This is a genomic window from Sphaerochaeta associata, assembly GCF_022869165.1.
GTDB classification, from domain to species: domain Bacteria; phylum Spirochaetota; class Spirochaetia; order Sphaerochaetales; family Sphaerochaetaceae; genus Sphaerochaeta; species Sphaerochaeta associata.
The window spans coordinates 314,694-332,525 of the sequence record NZ_CP094929.1 but is presented as its reverse complement, the minus strand read 5'-3'; the positions used below and the strand labels follow the sequence as shown (position 1 = coordinate 332,525).

The 17,832-nt window shown below is 41.9% G+C and carries 16 protein-coding genes and 1 pseudogene; 5 read left to right on the top strand and 12 right to left on the bottom strand.

The genetic code is table 11. From position 1 onward, the window contains the following. Positions 1–284: 284 nt before the first annotated feature. Entirely contained in the window at positions 285–662 is a 378-nt protein-coding gene (locus MUG09_RS01560; RefSeq protein ID WP_244772822.1) for a hypothetical protein, read from the bottom strand. Between the two features lie 201 nt (positions 663–863). Here MUG09_RS01560 and MUG09_RS01555 point away from each other — a divergent pair, with 201 nt between their 5' ends. From MUG09_RS01555 to MUG09_RS01535, 5 genes are all read left to right on the top strand, one after another. Further along, on the top strand, positions 864–1,790 hold the full coding sequence (locus tag MUG09_RS01555; RefSeq protein WP_244772821.1) for a transposase: 927 nt from the start codon (positions 864–866) through the stop codon (positions 1,788–1,790). Between the two features lie 154 nt (positions 1,791–1,944). After that, positions 1,945–3,408: an IS21 family transposase gene (istA, locus tag MUG09_RS01550; RefSeq protein WP_244771474.1), complete on the top strand. Its 1,464-nt coding sequence runs from the start codon at positions 1,945–1,947 to the stop codon at positions 3,406–3,408. Beyond that, entirely contained in the window at positions 3,405–4,196 is a 792-nt protein-coding gene (gene istB / locus MUG09_RS01545) for an IS21-like element helper ATPase IstB (RefSeq protein WP_244771475.1), read from the top strand. Before istA ends, istB begins: the two co-directional genes overlap by 4 nt. After that, a complete protein-coding gene (locus MUG09_RS01540) occupies positions 4,186–4,551 on the top strand; it encodes a hypothetical protein (protein WP_244771476.1) in 366 nt (121 codons plus the stop codon). Before istB ends, MUG09_RS01540 begins: the two co-directional genes overlap by 11 nt. Before the next feature lie 100 nt (positions 4,552–4,651). Then, positions 4,652–4,867 (top strand): hypothetical protein, encoded by a 216-nt coding sequence (locus MUG09_RS01535; protein ID WP_244772820.1) that lies wholly within the window; start codon positions 4,652–4,654, stop codon positions 4,865–4,867. Positions 4,868–5,183: 316 nt separating this feature from the next. On the opposite strand, the gene MUG09_RS01530 is transcribed toward MUG09_RS01535, so the two are convergent. The 11 genes and pseudogenes from MUG09_RS01530 to MUG09_RS01480 all read right to left on the bottom strand — a co-directional run bounded on the left by MUG09_RS01530 (position 5,184) and on the right by MUG09_RS01480 (position 17,832). Next, on the bottom strand, positions 5,184–6,419 hold the full coding sequence (locus tag MUG09_RS01530; protein ID WP_244772819.1) for an ATP-grasp domain-containing protein: 1,236 nt from the start codon (positions 6,417–6,419) through the stop codon (positions 5,184–5,186). After that, entirely contained in the window at positions 6,416–8,275 is a 1,860-nt protein-coding gene (locus tag MUG09_RS01525; RefSeq protein ID WP_244772818.1) for a hypothetical protein, read from the bottom strand. The genes MUG09_RS01530 and MUG09_RS01525 overlap by 4 nt, the downstream gene beginning before the upstream one ends. A gap of 13 nt (positions 8,276–8,288) precedes the next feature. Next, a complete protein-coding gene (locus tag MUG09_RS01520; RefSeq protein ID WP_244772817.1) occupies positions 8,289–9,344 on the bottom strand; it encodes an NAD/NADP-dependent octopine/nopaline dehydrogenase family protein in 1,056 nt (351 codons plus the stop codon). 15 nt (positions 9,345–9,359) lie between these two features. Further along, a complete protein-coding gene (gene rfbB / locus MUG09_RS01515; protein WP_244772816.1) occupies positions 9,360–10,418 on the bottom strand; it encodes a dTDP-glucose 4,6-dehydratase in 1,059 nt (352 codons plus the stop codon). Positions 10,419–10,427: 9 nt separating this feature from the next. Further along, the gene (rfbA, locus tag MUG09_RS01510; protein WP_244772815.1) at positions 10,428–11,300 is read right to left on the bottom strand and encodes a glucose-1-phosphate thymidylyltransferase RfbA; all 873 of its coding nucleotides are present in this window, start codon (positions 11,298–11,300) and stop codon (positions 10,428–10,430) included. Between the two features lie 18 nt (positions 11,301–11,318). Then, positions 11,319–12,398 (bottom strand): annotated as a pseudogene (locus MUG09_RS01505) (acyltransferase family protein); the annotation flags it as partial. An 85-nt stretch (positions 12,399–12,483) separates the two neighbouring features. After that, positions 12,484–13,572, bottom strand: a complete 1,089-nt coding sequence (locus MUG09_RS01500) for a DegT/DnrJ/EryC1/StrS family aminotransferase (RefSeq protein ID WP_244772813.1) — start codon at positions 13,570–13,572, stop codon at positions 12,484–12,486. 52 nt (positions 13,573–13,624) lie between these two features. Next, positions 13,625–15,088: a lipopolysaccharide biosynthesis protein gene (locus MUG09_RS01495; protein WP_244772812.1), complete on the bottom strand. Its 1,464-nt coding sequence runs from the start codon at positions 15,086–15,088 to the stop codon at positions 13,625–13,627. Then, a complete protein-coding gene (locus MUG09_RS01490) occupies positions 15,085–16,122 on the bottom strand; it encodes a glycosyltransferase family 2 protein (RefSeq protein ID WP_244772811.1) in 1,038 nt (345 codons plus the stop codon). Before MUG09_RS01490 ends, MUG09_RS01495 begins: the two co-directional genes overlap by 4 nt. 93 nt (positions 16,123–16,215) lie before the next feature. Beyond that, complete coding sequence (locus MUG09_RS01485; RefSeq protein WP_244772810.1) at positions 16,216–16,794, bottom strand: glycosyltransferase family 2 protein; 579 nt, start codon at positions 16,792–16,794, stop codon at positions 16,216–16,218. A gap of 9 nt (positions 16,795–16,803) precedes the next feature. After that, positions 16,804–17,832, bottom strand: a complete 1,029-nt coding sequence (locus MUG09_RS01480; protein ID WP_244772809.1) for a glycosyltransferase family 2 protein — start codon at positions 17,830–17,832, stop codon at positions 16,804–16,806.

Sequence of the window (17,832 nt, the reverse complement as noted above, 5' to 3'; positions counted from 1 at the left end):
ATTAATGTGCTTACACATTCTCTCCACAAGAATCGCAACACCAAGACTATGCTCGAATCTTGAATGACGTGCTGAAGGATAAACGTAATTCGCAAATCCCATTTGGCTTACATGACGCAATCGTTGAAACAGCTGTGTATTAATTATTGAGACCTCATGAGGTCTGTATAGATTCGTCCCCCAAGTTGTATCATGTATGATTTTTGATGAAGGTTTTATCTCATGCTTTGTTGGTAGATTCTCATTACAATAAATCTCAATATGTGTTTTAAAATCTTCAAAATTCATAGAGAGGTTACGATTTTTTTGCCTATTTCACTAATTAGGCTTTGAATAGCAGTATCATATTTACTATTTAACTTTTTCCATGTTTCAGTAAACTTCTCGGCCTTCATGTACTCCACCAGATCCGGGTTCTTCCTGCTTAAGACATGGATATATTGAAGATTTGACAATGCCTCATCAAGGTCTTCAGAATAAGGGCTTGCGGGAGAACCACGGAATCTAATTTCTCTCATAATATCTTTGAATTCTGGCTTTTTCTTTAAATGGTAGAATGCTTTTTGGAATTTTGAAACATCAATAGTAAGGCTGTCCTTGGCAGTATCGAACATGCTCATAATCAATACTTCCGGTATAATACATTCCATTTTAAGCTCCACGACTTAATTATAACTTTATTAAACGAGGCTCTTGCAAAATAGCAAAAGCCTGACATTTCCATGCTTCCGGGCTGCCTGAGGCAGCTTCAGAAGCCCAGCCTAGATGAAAACAAGCATGTAATTTGAAGATTTGTATAGAAATGGACCTGACAATCCTTTATAATATGATTAACTACAAACAATTAGAAGGAGAGCAGGTCCATGAAAAGCATAGCAGAAATCCTCGGCGGTTGCCAGATGGTATTCGGAATTTCTTTCGACATCCAAGAGGTTTTCGAAGGATATGTGACCGCCGAACATCGTATGTTCATCCAGATGCTGCAGGTGATAGAGGAATTTATGCCTGCATGCGAACGCAAGGAAAGCCTGCTCGGACGCAAGGGCTATGATGAGACGGCGATGATCCGTTCGGCCCTGGCCAAGCAGTTTTTCAAGATTCCCACCGTCACCTCGCTTCGCAACCGCCTGCTCAGCGATCCGTCGCTGCGGCAGGTCTGCGGGTTCACCTCCGTACCGAGTGAGGCCACCTTCAGCAGGAAATTTGCATCCCATGCACGCCAAAGACTCATGGAGAAGGCGCTGGGCCCCTTGGTAAGCTCCTATCTGGACGGCCGCATCGTGGGTCATGTCAGCCGGGACTCCACAGCCATCGAGGCGCGCGAGAAGGCCGTGAACAAGAAGAAGGAAGTGATCCCGAGGGGGAAACCCGGCAGGCCCAAGAAAGGCTCTGAGTCGAAAACCAAGAAGCAAAACGTTCTGCAGAAGCAACTTGGCCAGACTGCCGAACAGGCAGTCGAGGAATTGAACTCCCAGTGCAGCTGGGGATGCAAGCGCAACAGCCAGGGCAACCGCAACTATTGGAAGGGCTACAAGCTTCACCTGGATGTCACCGACAGCGGCATTCCCGTCAGCACCATCGTCACGGGTGCCAACGTACATGACAGCCAAGCGGCGATTCCCTTGGAGCGGATGACCGGGCAGCGGATCAAACACCTGTACTCGCTGATGGACAGCGCCTACGACGCAAAGCCCATCAAGGACTTCATCATCGGAAACGGCAGGGTGCCCATCATCGACCCGAACAAGCGGCGCAAGCAGCAACGGGTCCTCTCCCCCTGTGTAGCGTAAACTAAAAATCCCTAGAAAGATCACTTCATCTTCCTTGGTCTGATCACGGGAAATTCCCGGGATTGTTCAAAGGGACAGTTGAGAAGCTGCCCTTTGGAAAGTAACCTTTGATGTAGAAACAAATACATTAAAGGAGAAAGGAGAAGTGCTCAACATGTCCCAAATCAATTGTATCAGAGATTTGAGGAAAGAGGGATACTCAGTGGCAAGGATTGCCAGGGAAGTATCGGTCGATGAGAAGACGGCGAGGAAGTACCTCTGCATGGAAGACTTCTCACCGAAGCCGCCTCAAAAGAAGGAGGGGTTGCCCAGCAAGCTGGACCCCTACAAGCCGCAGATAGACGGATGGCTTTCCAACGATGAAAAGGAGAATTCGAAACAGCGCCATACCGCCCAGCGCGTCTATGACAGGTTGGTGGAGCTGCATCCGGAATTCGGTTGCTCCTACCCAACGGTATCGCGGTATGTGAGGAAAACACGTGCACAACGCTCGAGTTACAGGGCCTGCCAGGAGCTGGTATGGCATCCGGGTGAGGCCCAGGGGGACTTCGGCGAGGCGGACTGCTATGAAAGAGGCGTCAAGCAGCGCAAGCATTATCTTGTCTGCGTGTTTCCGAATTCAAATGCGGATTTTCCCCAGATGTTCAACGGAGAGACCAGCGAATGCATCTGCCAGGGCTTTCAGGACGTCTTTGAGTTCATCGGCGGAGTCTTCCCCCTGGTTGTGATAGACAATGCCACCGGAGCAGGTCGTCGCATCGGGCAGGAGATACGGGAAGCGAAGCTCTTCGCCCAATTCAGGGCTCACTACGGCTTCTCCATACGATTCTGCAGTCCGGGTAGTGGATGGGAAAAGGGGTGCGTCGAGAATAAAATCGGCACGGTCCGCAGGAACCGGTTCGTTCCCCTGCCCGAGTTCGACGACCTGCAGCAATACAACAAGGGCTTGCTGGAGCAGGCGACGAGCTTTCAGGGAAATACCCATTACAAGAAGAACACAATCATAGGCGAGCTTTTCGAACAGGACCGCGAGGCACTGCTGCCGCTGCCCCGACACCGTTTTGATGTCTGTCGGTATGTGTACGCCAAGGCCGACGGGTACGGGAAGGTGGAGATTGACGGCAACCACCATTACTCAACCCGTCCCGAATACCGGGGAAGCGAAGTGCTGGTGGGCATCCGGGCCCACACCGTCGACATCTATGACGAGAAGCGCAAGATCCTGGTGAGCCACGTCCGCAAATTCGGCAAGGAGCGGTCCGACAGCGTCGACCCAAGAACCTCCATGGCCGTACTCATGAGAAATGTGGGAGCGTGGCCCAACAGCGGTGTGAGGGAGATGGTGTCCTCCCCCGTACGCGATTATCTCGATGCGCTGGACAGGGAATCGCTGAAGGATGCCCTGCGAACGATGAACCTGCTGAGCGAGCGCTACAGCTTCGAAAGAGCACTTGATGCGTTCGACCTGGTGCTGAGGAACCCCGGCAACGCCCCGTTCAGCGATGCAATGGTGTTTGCGGCGAGGATGGCGGAGTTCGGGGACCAAACCGACCTGGACGCCGGTCCCGACCTTTCGTTGTACGACCAGCTTCTGGAACAACGGAGGGTGCAGCCATGATGATGACTTCAACCATCCGCATCCAACGTAGGGAAGAGATATCGGACATGTGCCGGAAACTGTTCCTTTCCCAACAACTGGTAGCGTTGTGCCAGCAGGCAACGCCGAGGCAGGAAGAGTTCCTGCATGACGTGCTGTCAATGGAGGTGGAGAGCCGGGAACGCTCAAAACGCTCCAGGCTGCTCAACCGGGCCCGGTTTCCCATGCCCAAGAGCATGGAAGGCTACGACTATTCTCATGTGCGCCTGCCGCCTTCCATTACCAGGGTGGAACTGGAAGGCTGCGAATTCATTGGCAGGAAGACCAACCTGGTCTGCTATGGACCGGTGGGAACCGGGAAAACGCATATGGCCATAGCACTGGGGATGAAGGCCTGCGAGATGGGCCTTGCAGCCCGGTTCTATACGGTGACCGAGCTGGTGCTGAAACTGGCCGAGGCACGGAAGAACGGAGTCTTGGAACGCTTGGTGTCGGACATACGCAGACTGGATCTGCTCATTCTTGATGAGTGGGGGTACGTACCGGTGGACAAGGAGGGGTCCCAGCTCCTGTTCCGCATCATCAGCGACAGCTACGAGAGCAAAAGCCTCATTCTTACGACGAACCTCGAGTTTTCCAAGTGGGGTGGCATCTTCACCGACCAGCAGATGGCTGCAGCAATGATCGACAGGCTCATCCACCATGGGCACCTGCTTGTGTTCGAGGGGCAGAGCTACCGGATGGAGCATGCATTGATGCGGAAGACCGCATCCGAGCGGTCGAAAGGGGGTGACGAACATGGTCGTTGACAAACAATACTTGCGTGAATTGCGTTCGTGTTACCGATACGACGGTACAAAATTCACCGAGGAGCTCGAGCAGATCATATTGGACCGGTTGGGGATAGAACCCAGCCCGCATGAATACTCGGAACAGGACCTGCATGAGCAGGCCAGAAAGATAGTAATGCAGTACCAAAGCCCTGAAGGAAGGCTTCGACTGTTGTACGGCTTGGACAAGATCGAGAACGAGATGGCTTACCTGGGCAACAAGCTTGCCTACCTGAAAGGTAAAATTGCACATCAGCTGCATGGGGAAACGGATCCAAACGTGATCTTTGTGATTGAGGATGAATATGAGGATGTCCCTGATTACAAGCCATAGTTTCTGGATATCTGCATAGATTCCTGTGCAGATGATAAAACCCGGGAATTTCCCGTGATTAGACACGGGATTCCCTGGTGATTAGACCAAGGATTTTTGCTTGACAAAACACACCCCCTCTGAAAAGCAGCGGTTCAGGATCCGTTCGACCGTGGAGAGGTCCAACTCCCACCTGAAGGATTGGCTTATTCCGCCGAAGATCATGGTCAGGGGGACGGAGAAGGTCTCCCACTGCCTGATGACCGGCGTGCTGTGCCTTGCTGCAATCAAGATACTGCAGTACTGCATCCTGCCGGGCATCCAGAAAACTGCGTAACACCACAAAGAGCAATGACGCATTCTCCTATCGTGGGGTAGGTGTGTCTTCTTGCACTCGATTATCGATGGACCGGGCGTATTTACTCGTTTGAAGCCCTTGATTGGACGGATCGCTCCTCTTAATCAATGGTATTAGTGTCGTCGGATGGATTCAAATTCTCAATGAATCCTCATTTTGCAAGAGCCTCATAACCCAGATTTCTGATATTACTACCAAATATTTTTCTTGTAAATCTATACCCTTTCTTTATTATCAGTATTGGCTTCCAATCTTCAAGATAGCCTATTCACAAAGACATTAAATTTTCAGACATTTACGACTCTTCGCCTAGCAGAGGCAGCCCATGTATAAAAATATCAGCTTGTGAATCATTCAGAATTTTAATAGAATTGTCAAATTGGGCAATTTTTTCATTCAATTCGCTTGTAGTTTTTCCTGAAAACAATACACCTGCAATACGATCGCTACTGTTAGTGTTACCAGAAATATGTGTTCCTTCTTTCTTATAGAAGAAAACATTGTCGATAATTTTTTTTTCCAAACAGTAATCAAATCCCTCCTGACCCAAATACATCCCAGGAATTGTATAGATATATTGCATCACATAATTTCTAGGATTTTGTATCAACCTGATAGAAAGATTTTCATGGAAAATTATTTTCAGAAACCCTTGTATCACATTAAAACCAGTTATTTCTTCAATTAAGGCGTATTTCGACCCCCCCCCTGTCCTTGCACTCAACTCAATTATATTAATTCCATCCTCATTGACAATTGCTTGTACCAATAAAGGAGAATCTATGATGCAAAATGCATCAGCAATTTTCTGTAAAATATCAACAAGCATAATTTCTAGTTTATTACTCAAGGAGTAAGGAGCAATACTCCGATGTATCGGGAAATCCCGTCTCTCAATACCCTGCAGTTTTTCTGATTTAGAAACCAACAATAGATGAGCTCTTGACTTAACAATAAATGCATCTATTGAAATCTCCTCTCCGCTTATGAATTCCTCACAAATGACAACACCAGATCGACTGAAAGATTTTGCATATGTAAAAGCCGCATGTACATCCTCCATTGATTTTGCTTTAATTACACCTTTTGAACTATTGCTATCAACTGGTTTAAAAACAAGAGGAAATGACAATCTATCTAGCTCAAGGTTTTTCACATCACTAGAGACCGAATATTTTGCAGTAGGAAGCTGCGCTTCAGTAAGTACTTGCTTCATCCATTTCTTATTTGTAAGGTTCTGTGCCATTTTAAAGCTAATTGGAAAATATAATCCTAACTGTTCTGATGCCTTTGCAGCAATTAACAATGCTTGGTCTGTGCATACAGTTAATATAAAATCAACTTTCTCAGATTTGGCGATTGATACAACTGCACTGTAGTCCATCGTACTTACTTCAAAATGCTTGTCTGCAAAAGGTTTTGCAATCGGTTCTTTATTAAAATCAATTAAAATCGTGTAGATATCCCTTTCACGCAACAATTTTAATAGCGCAATTTGATCATTTCCACCTGCTAATACAATTGCTTTCATACTGTCCCACCGTATCTGATTTTATTAGTTCGTTCTACCGCTGACAATGGTTTTCCTAGTTCATTAACCAAGTAATATCCACCATTAATATACTGGACATCCCAATTAACTGCATTACTATACTCATCTCTTCCAACCCATAGATGGGGTACAGGAAACCATCCTTGTTTGAAAGCAATATTAAATCCCTCAGGAGAGTATAAATTGGGAATGCTTTGCTCCATAGCAGTAATAACACTATTAGCTTCGCTAACTAGTTCAAATTCTTTGTTCTCTATCCATTCTTTCTCATCTCTAGAAACTAAGCTCCCTTCTTTCTTTTTAAATGTTTGATATGATTTTAATGAATGGAGAGTTAACTTGATACTTTCAATAACAACATCAGGATCCGCTAAAAACTTACCTTCCGAATAATTAACTACATGGATGATATCGGGATTAAATTTTGGAGCCTTTGCTAAATCATCCATTAGCAAAGTCGTAGCAACCAATTGTTTTTTAGCTTTATCAATATCCGATGAGAACAGAGAAAGTCCAGCACGGGTTTCGAATATTACCTTAAAGTTTCTATCTTCCAATTTTCTTGTGATAGACATCATTGCTCTTGATTTGGCAATATCTTGTACACCCCAAGTAAATCGTGGAGTATTTAACATATTTTGTACAATATATGTCTTAATCCCTGCATTTTTACATGCTACAGCAGTAAGATAATTAGTAATTATATATGTGAGATCGTCAGAACCCCTAAAGGCGAAATGATGTGAAACGTTTGCTTCAACAGGTTTCCCAGTCTCTGCAGCATACTGAAGAGCTTGAAATGTATGGATTAAATTTTCCTCAAGCTTTAGGGGTCCTCTTCCATCAAGAATATTAAACCACCAAAAAGAAAACGCATGCCATGCAATATTTAGATACTGTTCATGAATCTTAGCCATCTTCAAAAGATTATTTGTCCCAGCGTAAGACCGAACTAACATCGGGCTTGCCAATTGAGCAATTTCAAAAAATTCTTCGCGTGAATTAATTGGGACACCTCCCCCATTCAAATTTGTGTTCCAATTCTCTTCAAACATACTTTGTGACAATTGTGAAGTTCCAATAGACAAGACATCAAGGTATCCTGACTTAGCAATCGTTCTAACCCATTCTTTGTATAACTTCAGTGCCTCAAATCGGTTATCAAGATATGGGCCAATATGAGTGCGCAAGATTGGTAAGTTATCAACTTTCTTCCTGCTTATAATTCTATTCAACATCGTATCCCTAAATGTCCCATATCCTTGATAGTTCAATGCTGATGGATGTGGTGTAACAAGATACTCATCAGAAGTGAGGATACTGGTAGCAAACTCATCACGTTTCTTATCATAAATCGATTCAACACGTAATCCTGAAGGAAAGAGTGTTTCAGGTATTCCGAGTTCGCAAATCAACTCCAATGGAGATTCCTCACCTTTGAAATATTTAATTCTATCCCCAAATCTTTCACGTATTAGCATGCATGTTTCAGACAGACCTGCAAAAGAAATTATCTTAATCGGACCTCCTTGTTCTTTGAGTAGTTGTGCTTTACGTAAAGTCATATAGAATTCAGAAAATATTGAAAATCCTGTTGTTGGATCAAGACGATAACTAAAACTGATATGATCAATGTGATTCCTTTTAATCCACTCAGTGAAAATTTCTCTATTTTCATCTCTCTCAATTTTTTCAATAACTCTCTCAATCACAACATCTGCAAGCACAACCGAAAATCCACATGATTTGAGTATTGATTGACAGGTTACCATCCCAAGGGTATGAACATCTATTGATGTTTTAACTAAACCGAAAACATCTGTTGCATGTATCACAGTATATTCCTTATCATACAAAAATAGAAGTTGAGAATTTTGCTTGAAGCATTTTTGGGAAATTCCTACCATTAGCAAGATAATCCACATCCATAAAATCACAAGCAAAATGTATAAATGTCTCAATAGTTGGCACAGCAACTCTAAAATATTTTGCAGTATTTAGAATTGGGATTAAGCCAGTCAGTAAATCATCATAAACATATCTATGATTTAGGGTATTTGGGGCATCAATCTCCTTGTATGCAGATACACTTTGCAGACATGTGTATAAATCTTCTCCTTCTGCACAATACTCAATTTTTAACCAATCCACCAATGAACAATGATAAACACCAAGAAATTTGCATAATTCACCTTTCTCATCATCCATACGCTGGATATAGGCAGCAACATGCTTACTAATACCTGTGGAGTAATACTTAAAAAAGAGCCTTCCTTCAATCACTCCAGCATTTAATAGAGTTGGGATTGGATGAAAAAATGCACCCACATTATTAAGCGCAATGTCCAAGTAATTTGGAGAATAATGCAACTCTGGTAATAATTTTTTTAGTTTCATTATGGTATCATCTGAAACTTGGTTAACCCCAGAATACGTGACTTCTTTTTTAGTTCCGTAAATTGTAACCTTATTTCCTTCTGCTCTACAAGCATGTAAAAGTGTTTGAGCTTCAAGACAAATATTTTTATTATTCGGAAATAATTCTTCTGCATTCTCTAGATATGCAACGCAACCATAGGTTCTCCCTGGCATCAATAAGATTGGTACATTCGGTGGAACGTAAGGTGGCAAAATCTTTCCTAATTCCTCATGGGCAGAGCTGGTCGTAACTATAAAAATGACTTCTACATCATTAACAATAAGTGATAAATTATCTGAAACTTTATTAAGTTTCACATAACTTTTCTCTTCACCATTTATTGCAATAATTGAATTATCCTGCTCAATAATCGGAGCAATCCTGCTTATTGATCTGTTCCATAGATTTATCTCATTTCCCCTTTTATACAGGAGACTTGCCAGAGCAAGCCCCCCATTTCCACCGCCAATTATTCCTACTTTCATTTCAGTCCCTTAGTTTTAATACATCCTCTCATAATACCTCTGATAATCCCCACTCACCACTCTTTCAATCCACTGCTGGTTATCAAGATACCATTGGATGGTTTCTTCCATTCCCTGTTCGAAAGTGTAGGAAGGCTTCCATCCCAGCTGGCTGGTAATCTTCGTATTGTCGATTGCATACCTACGGTCATGCCCGGGACGATCTTTCACATAGGTAATCAAATCCTCTGACTTCCCAACTGTCTTGATGATGAGCTTTACTATCTCAATGTTTGCCTTCTCATTATTGCCACCAATGTTGTAGATTTCTCCAATCGTTCCCTTATCCAAGATTGTATCGATCGCTGAACAATGGTCGATAACATGTAGCCAGTCCCTGATCTGCATCCCATCTCCATAGACAGGAAGACTCTTGTCCTTGAGGCAGTTGTTAATCATCAAGGGGATAAGCTTTTCCGGAAACTGGAATGGGCCATAGTTATTCGAGCAGCGAGAAATGGTCACTGGAAGGCCATAGGTCTCATGGTATGCTCGGACAATCAAGTCAGCACTTGCCTTGGAAGCGGAATACGGGCTGTTCGGAAGCAATGGCAGGGTCTCAGTGAAGAGGCCCTCCTTACCAAGTGCTCCATACACCTCATCGGTGGATACCTGATGAAATCTCACCCCTTCCTGAAAGTCTTTGTTGTACTTGTCATCGGGATGCAGCTTCCAACTCTTCTTTGCTTCATCCAACAGAACCTCTGTTCCTATGATGTTGGTAGTAAGAAACAGCTCGGGATCAACAATACTTCGGTCCACATGGCTCTCTGCAGCAAAGTTCACCACATGGGTGAAGTGATGCTCAACAAAAAGGCTATGAACCAGCTCCCTGTCCCTGATGTCTCCTTTTACAAACGAATAACGAGGATTGTCCTCCACCTCTTTCAGGTTTTCAAGATTGCCTGCATAGGTAAGAACATCAAGATTCACTATAGTATCGGCGGAATGATACTTCAAAAGATATGCAATAAAGTTACTTCCAATGAAACCGGCGCCACCGGTTATCAGGATGGTTCTTGGATTGGTGTTCACTCAGTCCTCCTACACAGACTCATCAACCAGGGAAAGAATGTATTGGCCGTAGTCGGTCATCCTTAAGCTCTCCCCAATCTTCTTTAGTTGTTCAGTGGTAATGAACCCACGTCTCCAGGCTATCTCTTCAATGCAGGAGATATAGAAACCCTGCCTCGATTGTACCGCTTCCACATACTCGGCCGCCTTGAGCATACCCTCGGGAGTACCCGTATCTAGCCATGCCATGCCACGTCCGAGCAGCTCTACATGGAGCTCCCCCATTTCGAGATAGGCATTATTGACTGACGTGATTTCTATCTCTCCACGGGCTGAAGGCTTTACCTGCTTGGCGATCTCGATTACGCGATTGTCATAGAAATACAAACCTGGTACTGCATACTTGGACTTGGGATGCTGAGGCTTTTCCTCGATTGAGATTACCTTCTGGTTCTCATCAAAGGCTACAACACCGAAAGAACGGGGATCGTGGACGGGGTAACCGAAGATGGTAGCTCCACTACTCCTACTCTTCGCTTTATTAAGTACTTTAGTAAGGTCCTGTCCATAAAACACATTGTCACCGAGAATCAGGCATACGGAATCATTCCCAATAAAAGACTCCCCAAGGATGAAGGCATCAGCCAAGCCTCGGGGAGTTTCTTGTACTTTGAAAGAAATTCTTAATCCAATCTCTGCCCCATCTCCCAACAACCTCTGATACACCGGAGTGTCATCAGGTGTTGAGATGATGAGAATCTCTTGGATGCTTGCGAGCATCAGCACTGAAAGCGGATAGTATATAAGGGGTTTGTCGTAGATTGGAAGGAGCTGCTTTGAAACCGCTTTTGTCATAGGGAACAACCTAGTTCCCTTCCCGCCGGCAAGAATGATTCCTTTCATGTTTTCTCTCCCTTGGTTTCAGCCTTGTATTTTCAACTTCGTACTGAACTTGGTCTCAAAACTTGTGAAGGATTTATTAATCCCATCCCAACACGTATCCCAGAACTTTAGAAAAGGCTTCTCGATGAAGCGAATTCTGAGAAGATCAATAAGACAGCAGACAGTGAAGATTCCCACGATAGAGCCAATTGCATGATAAACCATCATTGGCTTTCCATACATACCAACGTTATTCAAAGTGTCACGCCAGAGCCATTGACGCATCGTGTCACTGTTTGCATGAATCATCAGGACTCCGAAGCATGTAGATGCGACTATGTTGATGAAGCGGCTTCTAATCTTCAGATTCTTAAACCACAGAAACGAACTCAAACCGGTAGCAACAGCTAAGAAAGTATTGGAATCAGATACAAAGAAGAATGGAGCGTTACGTCCTATCTTAGTTCCCATCCAAGCACAAGCTACAACTGATGCAGCACTAAGCAATACTGTTATCGATGTCATCCAACCCCAGAAACGAGTACTATCAAAAAGCTTCTTTGGATAGAGCCTAATGTAAGAAGCAATGAAAAAAAGCACTATGTACCAGGACACGTAGTTCATCGTTACTGGTAGCAGCTTCACGGTTCCGAAAAAGATGTACATAAAACTGCTTAACAATAAAAGTCTGGCATGCTGCATTTCTGTCATGTTGTGCACCAGGATATTCAGAAACGGGATGCACAGGAAGAAGACTAAATATGTTCCAGTGAAGTTCTGAGCTATGCTTGTTATCGGCATCAAGGCCTTGATAAGAGCTTTGAGGGAGAAGGCTTCATAGCCTGACAACAAGAAGACGAGGTAGAACACTATGTTGTAAAACATCACTTCTGCCAAGAGTTTGATGAACTTCCTAGCTGTTATGTGTGACTGACACATGAAGTAACCAGTAATGAGAACAAAGCAGTTGATCCCTATCTTCCCCCAGGCTCCAAGCACGAGAAGAAAGAGTGATGGTCCAGACAAGACATTTTGCCATAAGGGGCTATTAGGTGAAGTAAGACCGGAATTCACCACGTAATGATGAGCAATGATTCCCAGCATTGAAACAATTCGAAAGAGCTCTAGATTTGAGTCTCTTTCCTTTGTGGGGTCAGGATGAAGCCCCCCTTCAGATGGCTACAATTGCTTATCATACAACTATTCACCTCGTAATAATAGAGCAGATTCTATCTACGTCATCCAAGGAAAGGTCTGCATAGAGAGGAAGTGTAAGAACACGTTCAGCAATATACTGAGCTACAGGAGTCTCTGCAGCATCATACTTGTCTCTATAACATGCAAAGGTATTGATGGTTGGATAGAAGTACTTGCGAGCATAGATTTCATGTTCTTTAAGCTTTTCGAATACCTGGTCTCTGGTATATCGATACTGATCAAAGACCACAGGGAAATAAGCGTAGTTCTCAGTTACATCAACTGGAATTGAATTAAGTTTAATCCCTGCTATTCGACCCAAGTTATTACGATATCGTTCTACAATCTGCTTTCGTTTCTCAATTTCTTCATTCAAATGCCGAAGATTGCAGAGCCCCATAGCTGCCTGGAACTCATTCATCTTGGCATTACCACCCACAGCTATAACATCTTCAGGACCACTAATTCCAAAGTTCTTGATCATTTCTAGTTTCTTCTTAAGTTCAACACCAGAAGTAGCTATAGCACCGCCTTCAATAGTATTGAACACCTTGGTGGCATGAAAGCTGAACATGGAAGCATCCCCGAAGGAACCAATACCCTTGCCCTTATAGGTTTCAGCAAAGGCATGGGCAGCGTCATAGATAACTCGTAGATGATACTTGTCAGCAATCTTCTGAATTGCATCAACATCACAGATATTCCCGTATACATGGACGGGGAGAATTGCAGAGGTTTTATCCGTAATGAATGATTCAAGTAAGGAAGGGTCGAGGGTGTAGTCTGATGGTTTTATGTCACAAAAGACTGGAGTCAATCCATTACGAACAATTGCATGGGTGGTAGAGGCAAAACTGAAAGGAGTGGTTATAACTTCACCAGAAAGACCCAATGCTTGCAAGACCATTTCAAGAGCAAGGTGCCCATTAGTAAAAAGTGAAAGAAAGTCAGCACCAAGAAAGGAAGAGAGGGAAGCTTCTAATTCCTTATGCTTGGATCCCATATTGGTTAACCAATGGGTATCCCATACTGAGCGCAATTCTTCAATGTATTCATTAAAAGGAGGAAGAGAGGAGCGAGTGACAAGTATGGACATGAGCGCCTCCGGGAAATATCAGAAACAGAAAACCGAATGTTTGCTATTAGGATTAAGAGTTATGTTTACCCTTAACTAATGATAAAAGTGTTTGTACAAGGTAGGTAAAGCATTCTAACTTAAACAGAAGAGCAAGCCCCACATAGACAATGGTCCCAACACCTATCTGTAGAAGCATGGTAATGAGTGGAGATAACCCTAGGAACAATAGCAGGTAGACAATTACCCCCATAACGAGAGAAAGGAACAAAGAAGGCAAAATGTCTTTGATTTGTTCACCATAACCATAATTTAAGAGTTTCTTATTGGGATATGCATTGATGAAGGATGAAATGATTCCACTCATTACCCCACTCAGTGCTAATACGTACACGCCAAAGGGAAGAGCAACTGCAAGAATACTTAGTCCTAGGATCTTCTTGATGATCTCTAGCTTTAGGAAGATATCACTTCTGCCCATTGCGTTGATGGCTTGAAGGTTAGCAGTATGTATTGGCCACAAAGCGTAGGAAAAACAAAAAATCTGTATAAAGGGAACTGAAGGCAACCACTTCTCGGTGAGAAGTAGCAATACTAAGGGTTCAGCAACAACAGCGAGGCCTACCATCATAGGAAACACGATAAAGCAACTTGTTACAATGGAGCGACGCATCATGGACTTGACTCGATCTGCATAGTCTTGCTGTGCTGCTAATGCCGGGAGCATGACTGATTGGATTGAGCCATTGATATTGCTAATAATTAATTGAGGAAATTGTTGACCTCTATTGTAGTAGCCCAACATTGCGGGAGTATATACTTTTCCAATTATTAAGCTTCTAAGATCACGGTAGGTAGTGTCTATTAGGGAAGAAACAAGAAGTTTCCACCCAAAGGAGAATAATACTTTTACTCGTTCCAAAGAGAACTGAAGTGTTGGTCTCCATTTGACAGTAAACCAAAGTATCAAGGTAATATTTATTTGATTAATTAGTTGCTGCCATACAAGTGCCCATATCCCAAAACCATGATATGCGAGATATATTCCAATGATACCTGAAACTATACCAGCTCCTACACTACTGTAAAATAACCGTTTAAATTGCATTGTTCTGGAGACAATCGCATTTTGAATAGAATTGAAGGCTCCAGGGAAGAGAGTTAATGCAAGAACTCGAAGAACTAGAGCCAAACTGTCATTCTCGTAGAATGCTCCAATAAATGGGGCTACGAGAAAAAGTATTATATAAAGAATTCCTGCTATTCCAAGACTGACATAAAATACAGAAGAATAATCAACTTGATCGACAACTTTCTTCTGAATGAGTGAGGTACTCAACCCACTCTGAACAAAAACGTTTGCAATAGTAATGAAAATAACTACTAAAGCTAGTATTCCGTAGTCAGAAGGAAGAAGGAGGCGAGCAAGAATGATTTGGATGATGAATTGGAGGCCTTGGGTGCCGAAGCGTTCGAGAAGTTTCCAGAGCAAGCCGCCAATAATTGAGTTATTTATGGAATTGGGATTCTTGTTCATCTTGCATATCTAGAAAAACTCTGTTTGGCGAATTTTTTCAAGTATCTTAAAAGGAATAATATTTTACATCTAATTTTTAACGTTTTATCTAAATAGCTTGAATAATTTTGTAAAAAATATATTCTTTCATCTTTCTCCATATATGGGTTTGTAACGTAGCTTAAAAGAATCCTAGTAATTTTTTTTCTAAAGTAATAATTATATTCATAACTAGTGAATTCGTTGAGTTTTTCATTCCATAATATACTTTTCTTCTGAACTTCTTTTGCAAAGTTTGAATCATTCATCATTCTGGAAGACCAGCTTCCTAGTGACCTTACACGATAAACTGATCCAATCATAGGTAGGTATAAGGCTCCCCCCCTTCTAGATGCAAGGAATTGTAGCATTACATCCCCAACAGGAAATTTCCCATATTTTTCAAAAAACGCATCAACAGAAGTTCTTATTTCCTTTCTATAAAACAGAGAAGCGGTTGGCATAAATCCACCTCCACCGAGAATCACATCACCTATAGAGAATATTTTTTTTTTGGATTTGCTGTGTAGACACATAATTCTTGAAGTACCATTTGGGTACAATGCTTTTGCTGGATGAAAACAGATATCACAGGTTTGGTTTTCCTCTAAAGCATCAAACTGTTTCTGTAACTTTTCTGGATCAATCCAATAATCATCCCCTTCACAATGTGCTATGTATTTTCCTCTAATTATTGGGTTGAGAAATGTTGAGAAAATTCTAGTCCCTTTTGAGTATTGATTTTCTTTTTGAAGAATTGGGATTATAATACCCGGGAAGCGTGGATAATACTCCATGATGATATTTGGAGTTTCATCTGTAGATGCATCATCATGAATAATTATCTCAAATGCAAAATTGGTTTTTTGAGATAGAAATCCTTCTATAGCATCTCTGATAAACGGTTCGTGATTATAAGCAGTACAAACAATACTAACTTGGATATCTGGGCTTTGCCAATTTTCTTTTATCACTTGTTCAGTAAGATTTTGCTCATTTATGTGCATGTCTGTCATCTAAAAGTCCTTAAAATTGTTATCGTTGCTGTGGATTTTGTGGACAAGGTACACGGTACCGGTTCTCCCGAAATCAGGCCCTGGAGGCCCCTTTCAGCGATTCCTGTGGAAGTTGTGGACGTTGTACGTGGTACCGATGGTTAGCAATTTGGTTTTTATCGCTTTAATGCATAGAGAATTTAGTTTTGCTTCAAGGACTTTTTTATATAATTCCTTTTTACTTTCTCCATAGAAGATTGACTGATCAATAAACAATGTATCAGCTTTTTCAATAATAGTATTATCAATAGAAATTAATTCATAGTTATATATATAAATATCATGCCTTTTACTACAAAGCTCATTAAAAAGAGTACTGAAAAAATCAGGCGAGACACAATCATCAGAATCTACAAAAACGCAATACTCTGAATCCGCCAAGCGAATAGCATCAACTCTTGCTAATAATGGGCCTTGATTTAGTTTATCTATCACCCTTATACGAGCATCTTTTTTAGTATAATCATCAAGAATTTTTTTTGAACCATCTGTTGATCCATCATTGACTGCAATAATCTCATAATTGGAAAATGATTGAGATAGTAGTGAGTCCAAACAAGAACAAAGATATTTTTGCGCATTATAGACTGGTAGAATTACAGAAAATAAATATTTACTCAATTTTGGTTGCATCCCCATAAATCAATACTTTTTCAACCACCTATAACAATCTCCCAAAACAACAAGAGAAATCCTTGCAATTAAACGCGACTTGGGAATTAGGATGTATTTATAAAATTGTTCTATTGATAACTTTTTTGGTCGAAATAATTGTAAGGCAGTCTGGAAATCATTCTCCATCAACCTATTTAGCAATTCATTTTGTTCACTCTTTTTATGAATAGCGTCTGCATATCTATTTATTATCAGACTTGAAAAAATACTCTTCAAAATAATGCCAAATCTTTGACGATAAACACTCTCTGGATATCCCCATCTCTCAGCATACTCACACAGAACAGAATACATTGCCAACCATGAATTAATATTATTAATACTAATTCTTGAATTAGTCATACTATTAGGGCTTGACCTATATAAATATAAACAATCCTTAATAACAGATATCGTGGTTGCTTTATCAAATATTGGAAGGCTTTGAATCAAATCCTCACCATTTCTGATTGAGTAATATTTTGTATAGTCAGTATCGATATCAACTATTTCTGACTTAATACATTTAAAACACAAATTATTCAACTTATCAGATGATACTACAATGTCTCTTATTTTACTCATTTCTTGTAAAGTATATCTACCTCCAGTTAGCGGAGGAGAAACCTCTTCAACAAATTTCCCAAACAAATCTACTCTATTATATCCAAATATCACAATATCAGGATTGCAGCTCTGAATTTCTTGAAATAATACTTCAAAAAAATATGGGACAATGAAATCATCAGAATCCAAAAAACAAACATATTCACCAATAGCATTTTTTAGTCCAATCCGTCTTGCACTAACCAAGCCTTCATTAACTTTATGAATTACTGATATCCTCTCAGGATATTGAGCTTTGTACTCGTCACAAATCTTACCCGAAGAATCTGTAGAACCATCATCAACACAGATTACCTCAAAATCATCAAATACCTGTGAAATAACCGAGTCTAAACAATCTCTCAGATAATTCTCTACATTATAAACAGGTATTAGTAGGCTAAATTTCAT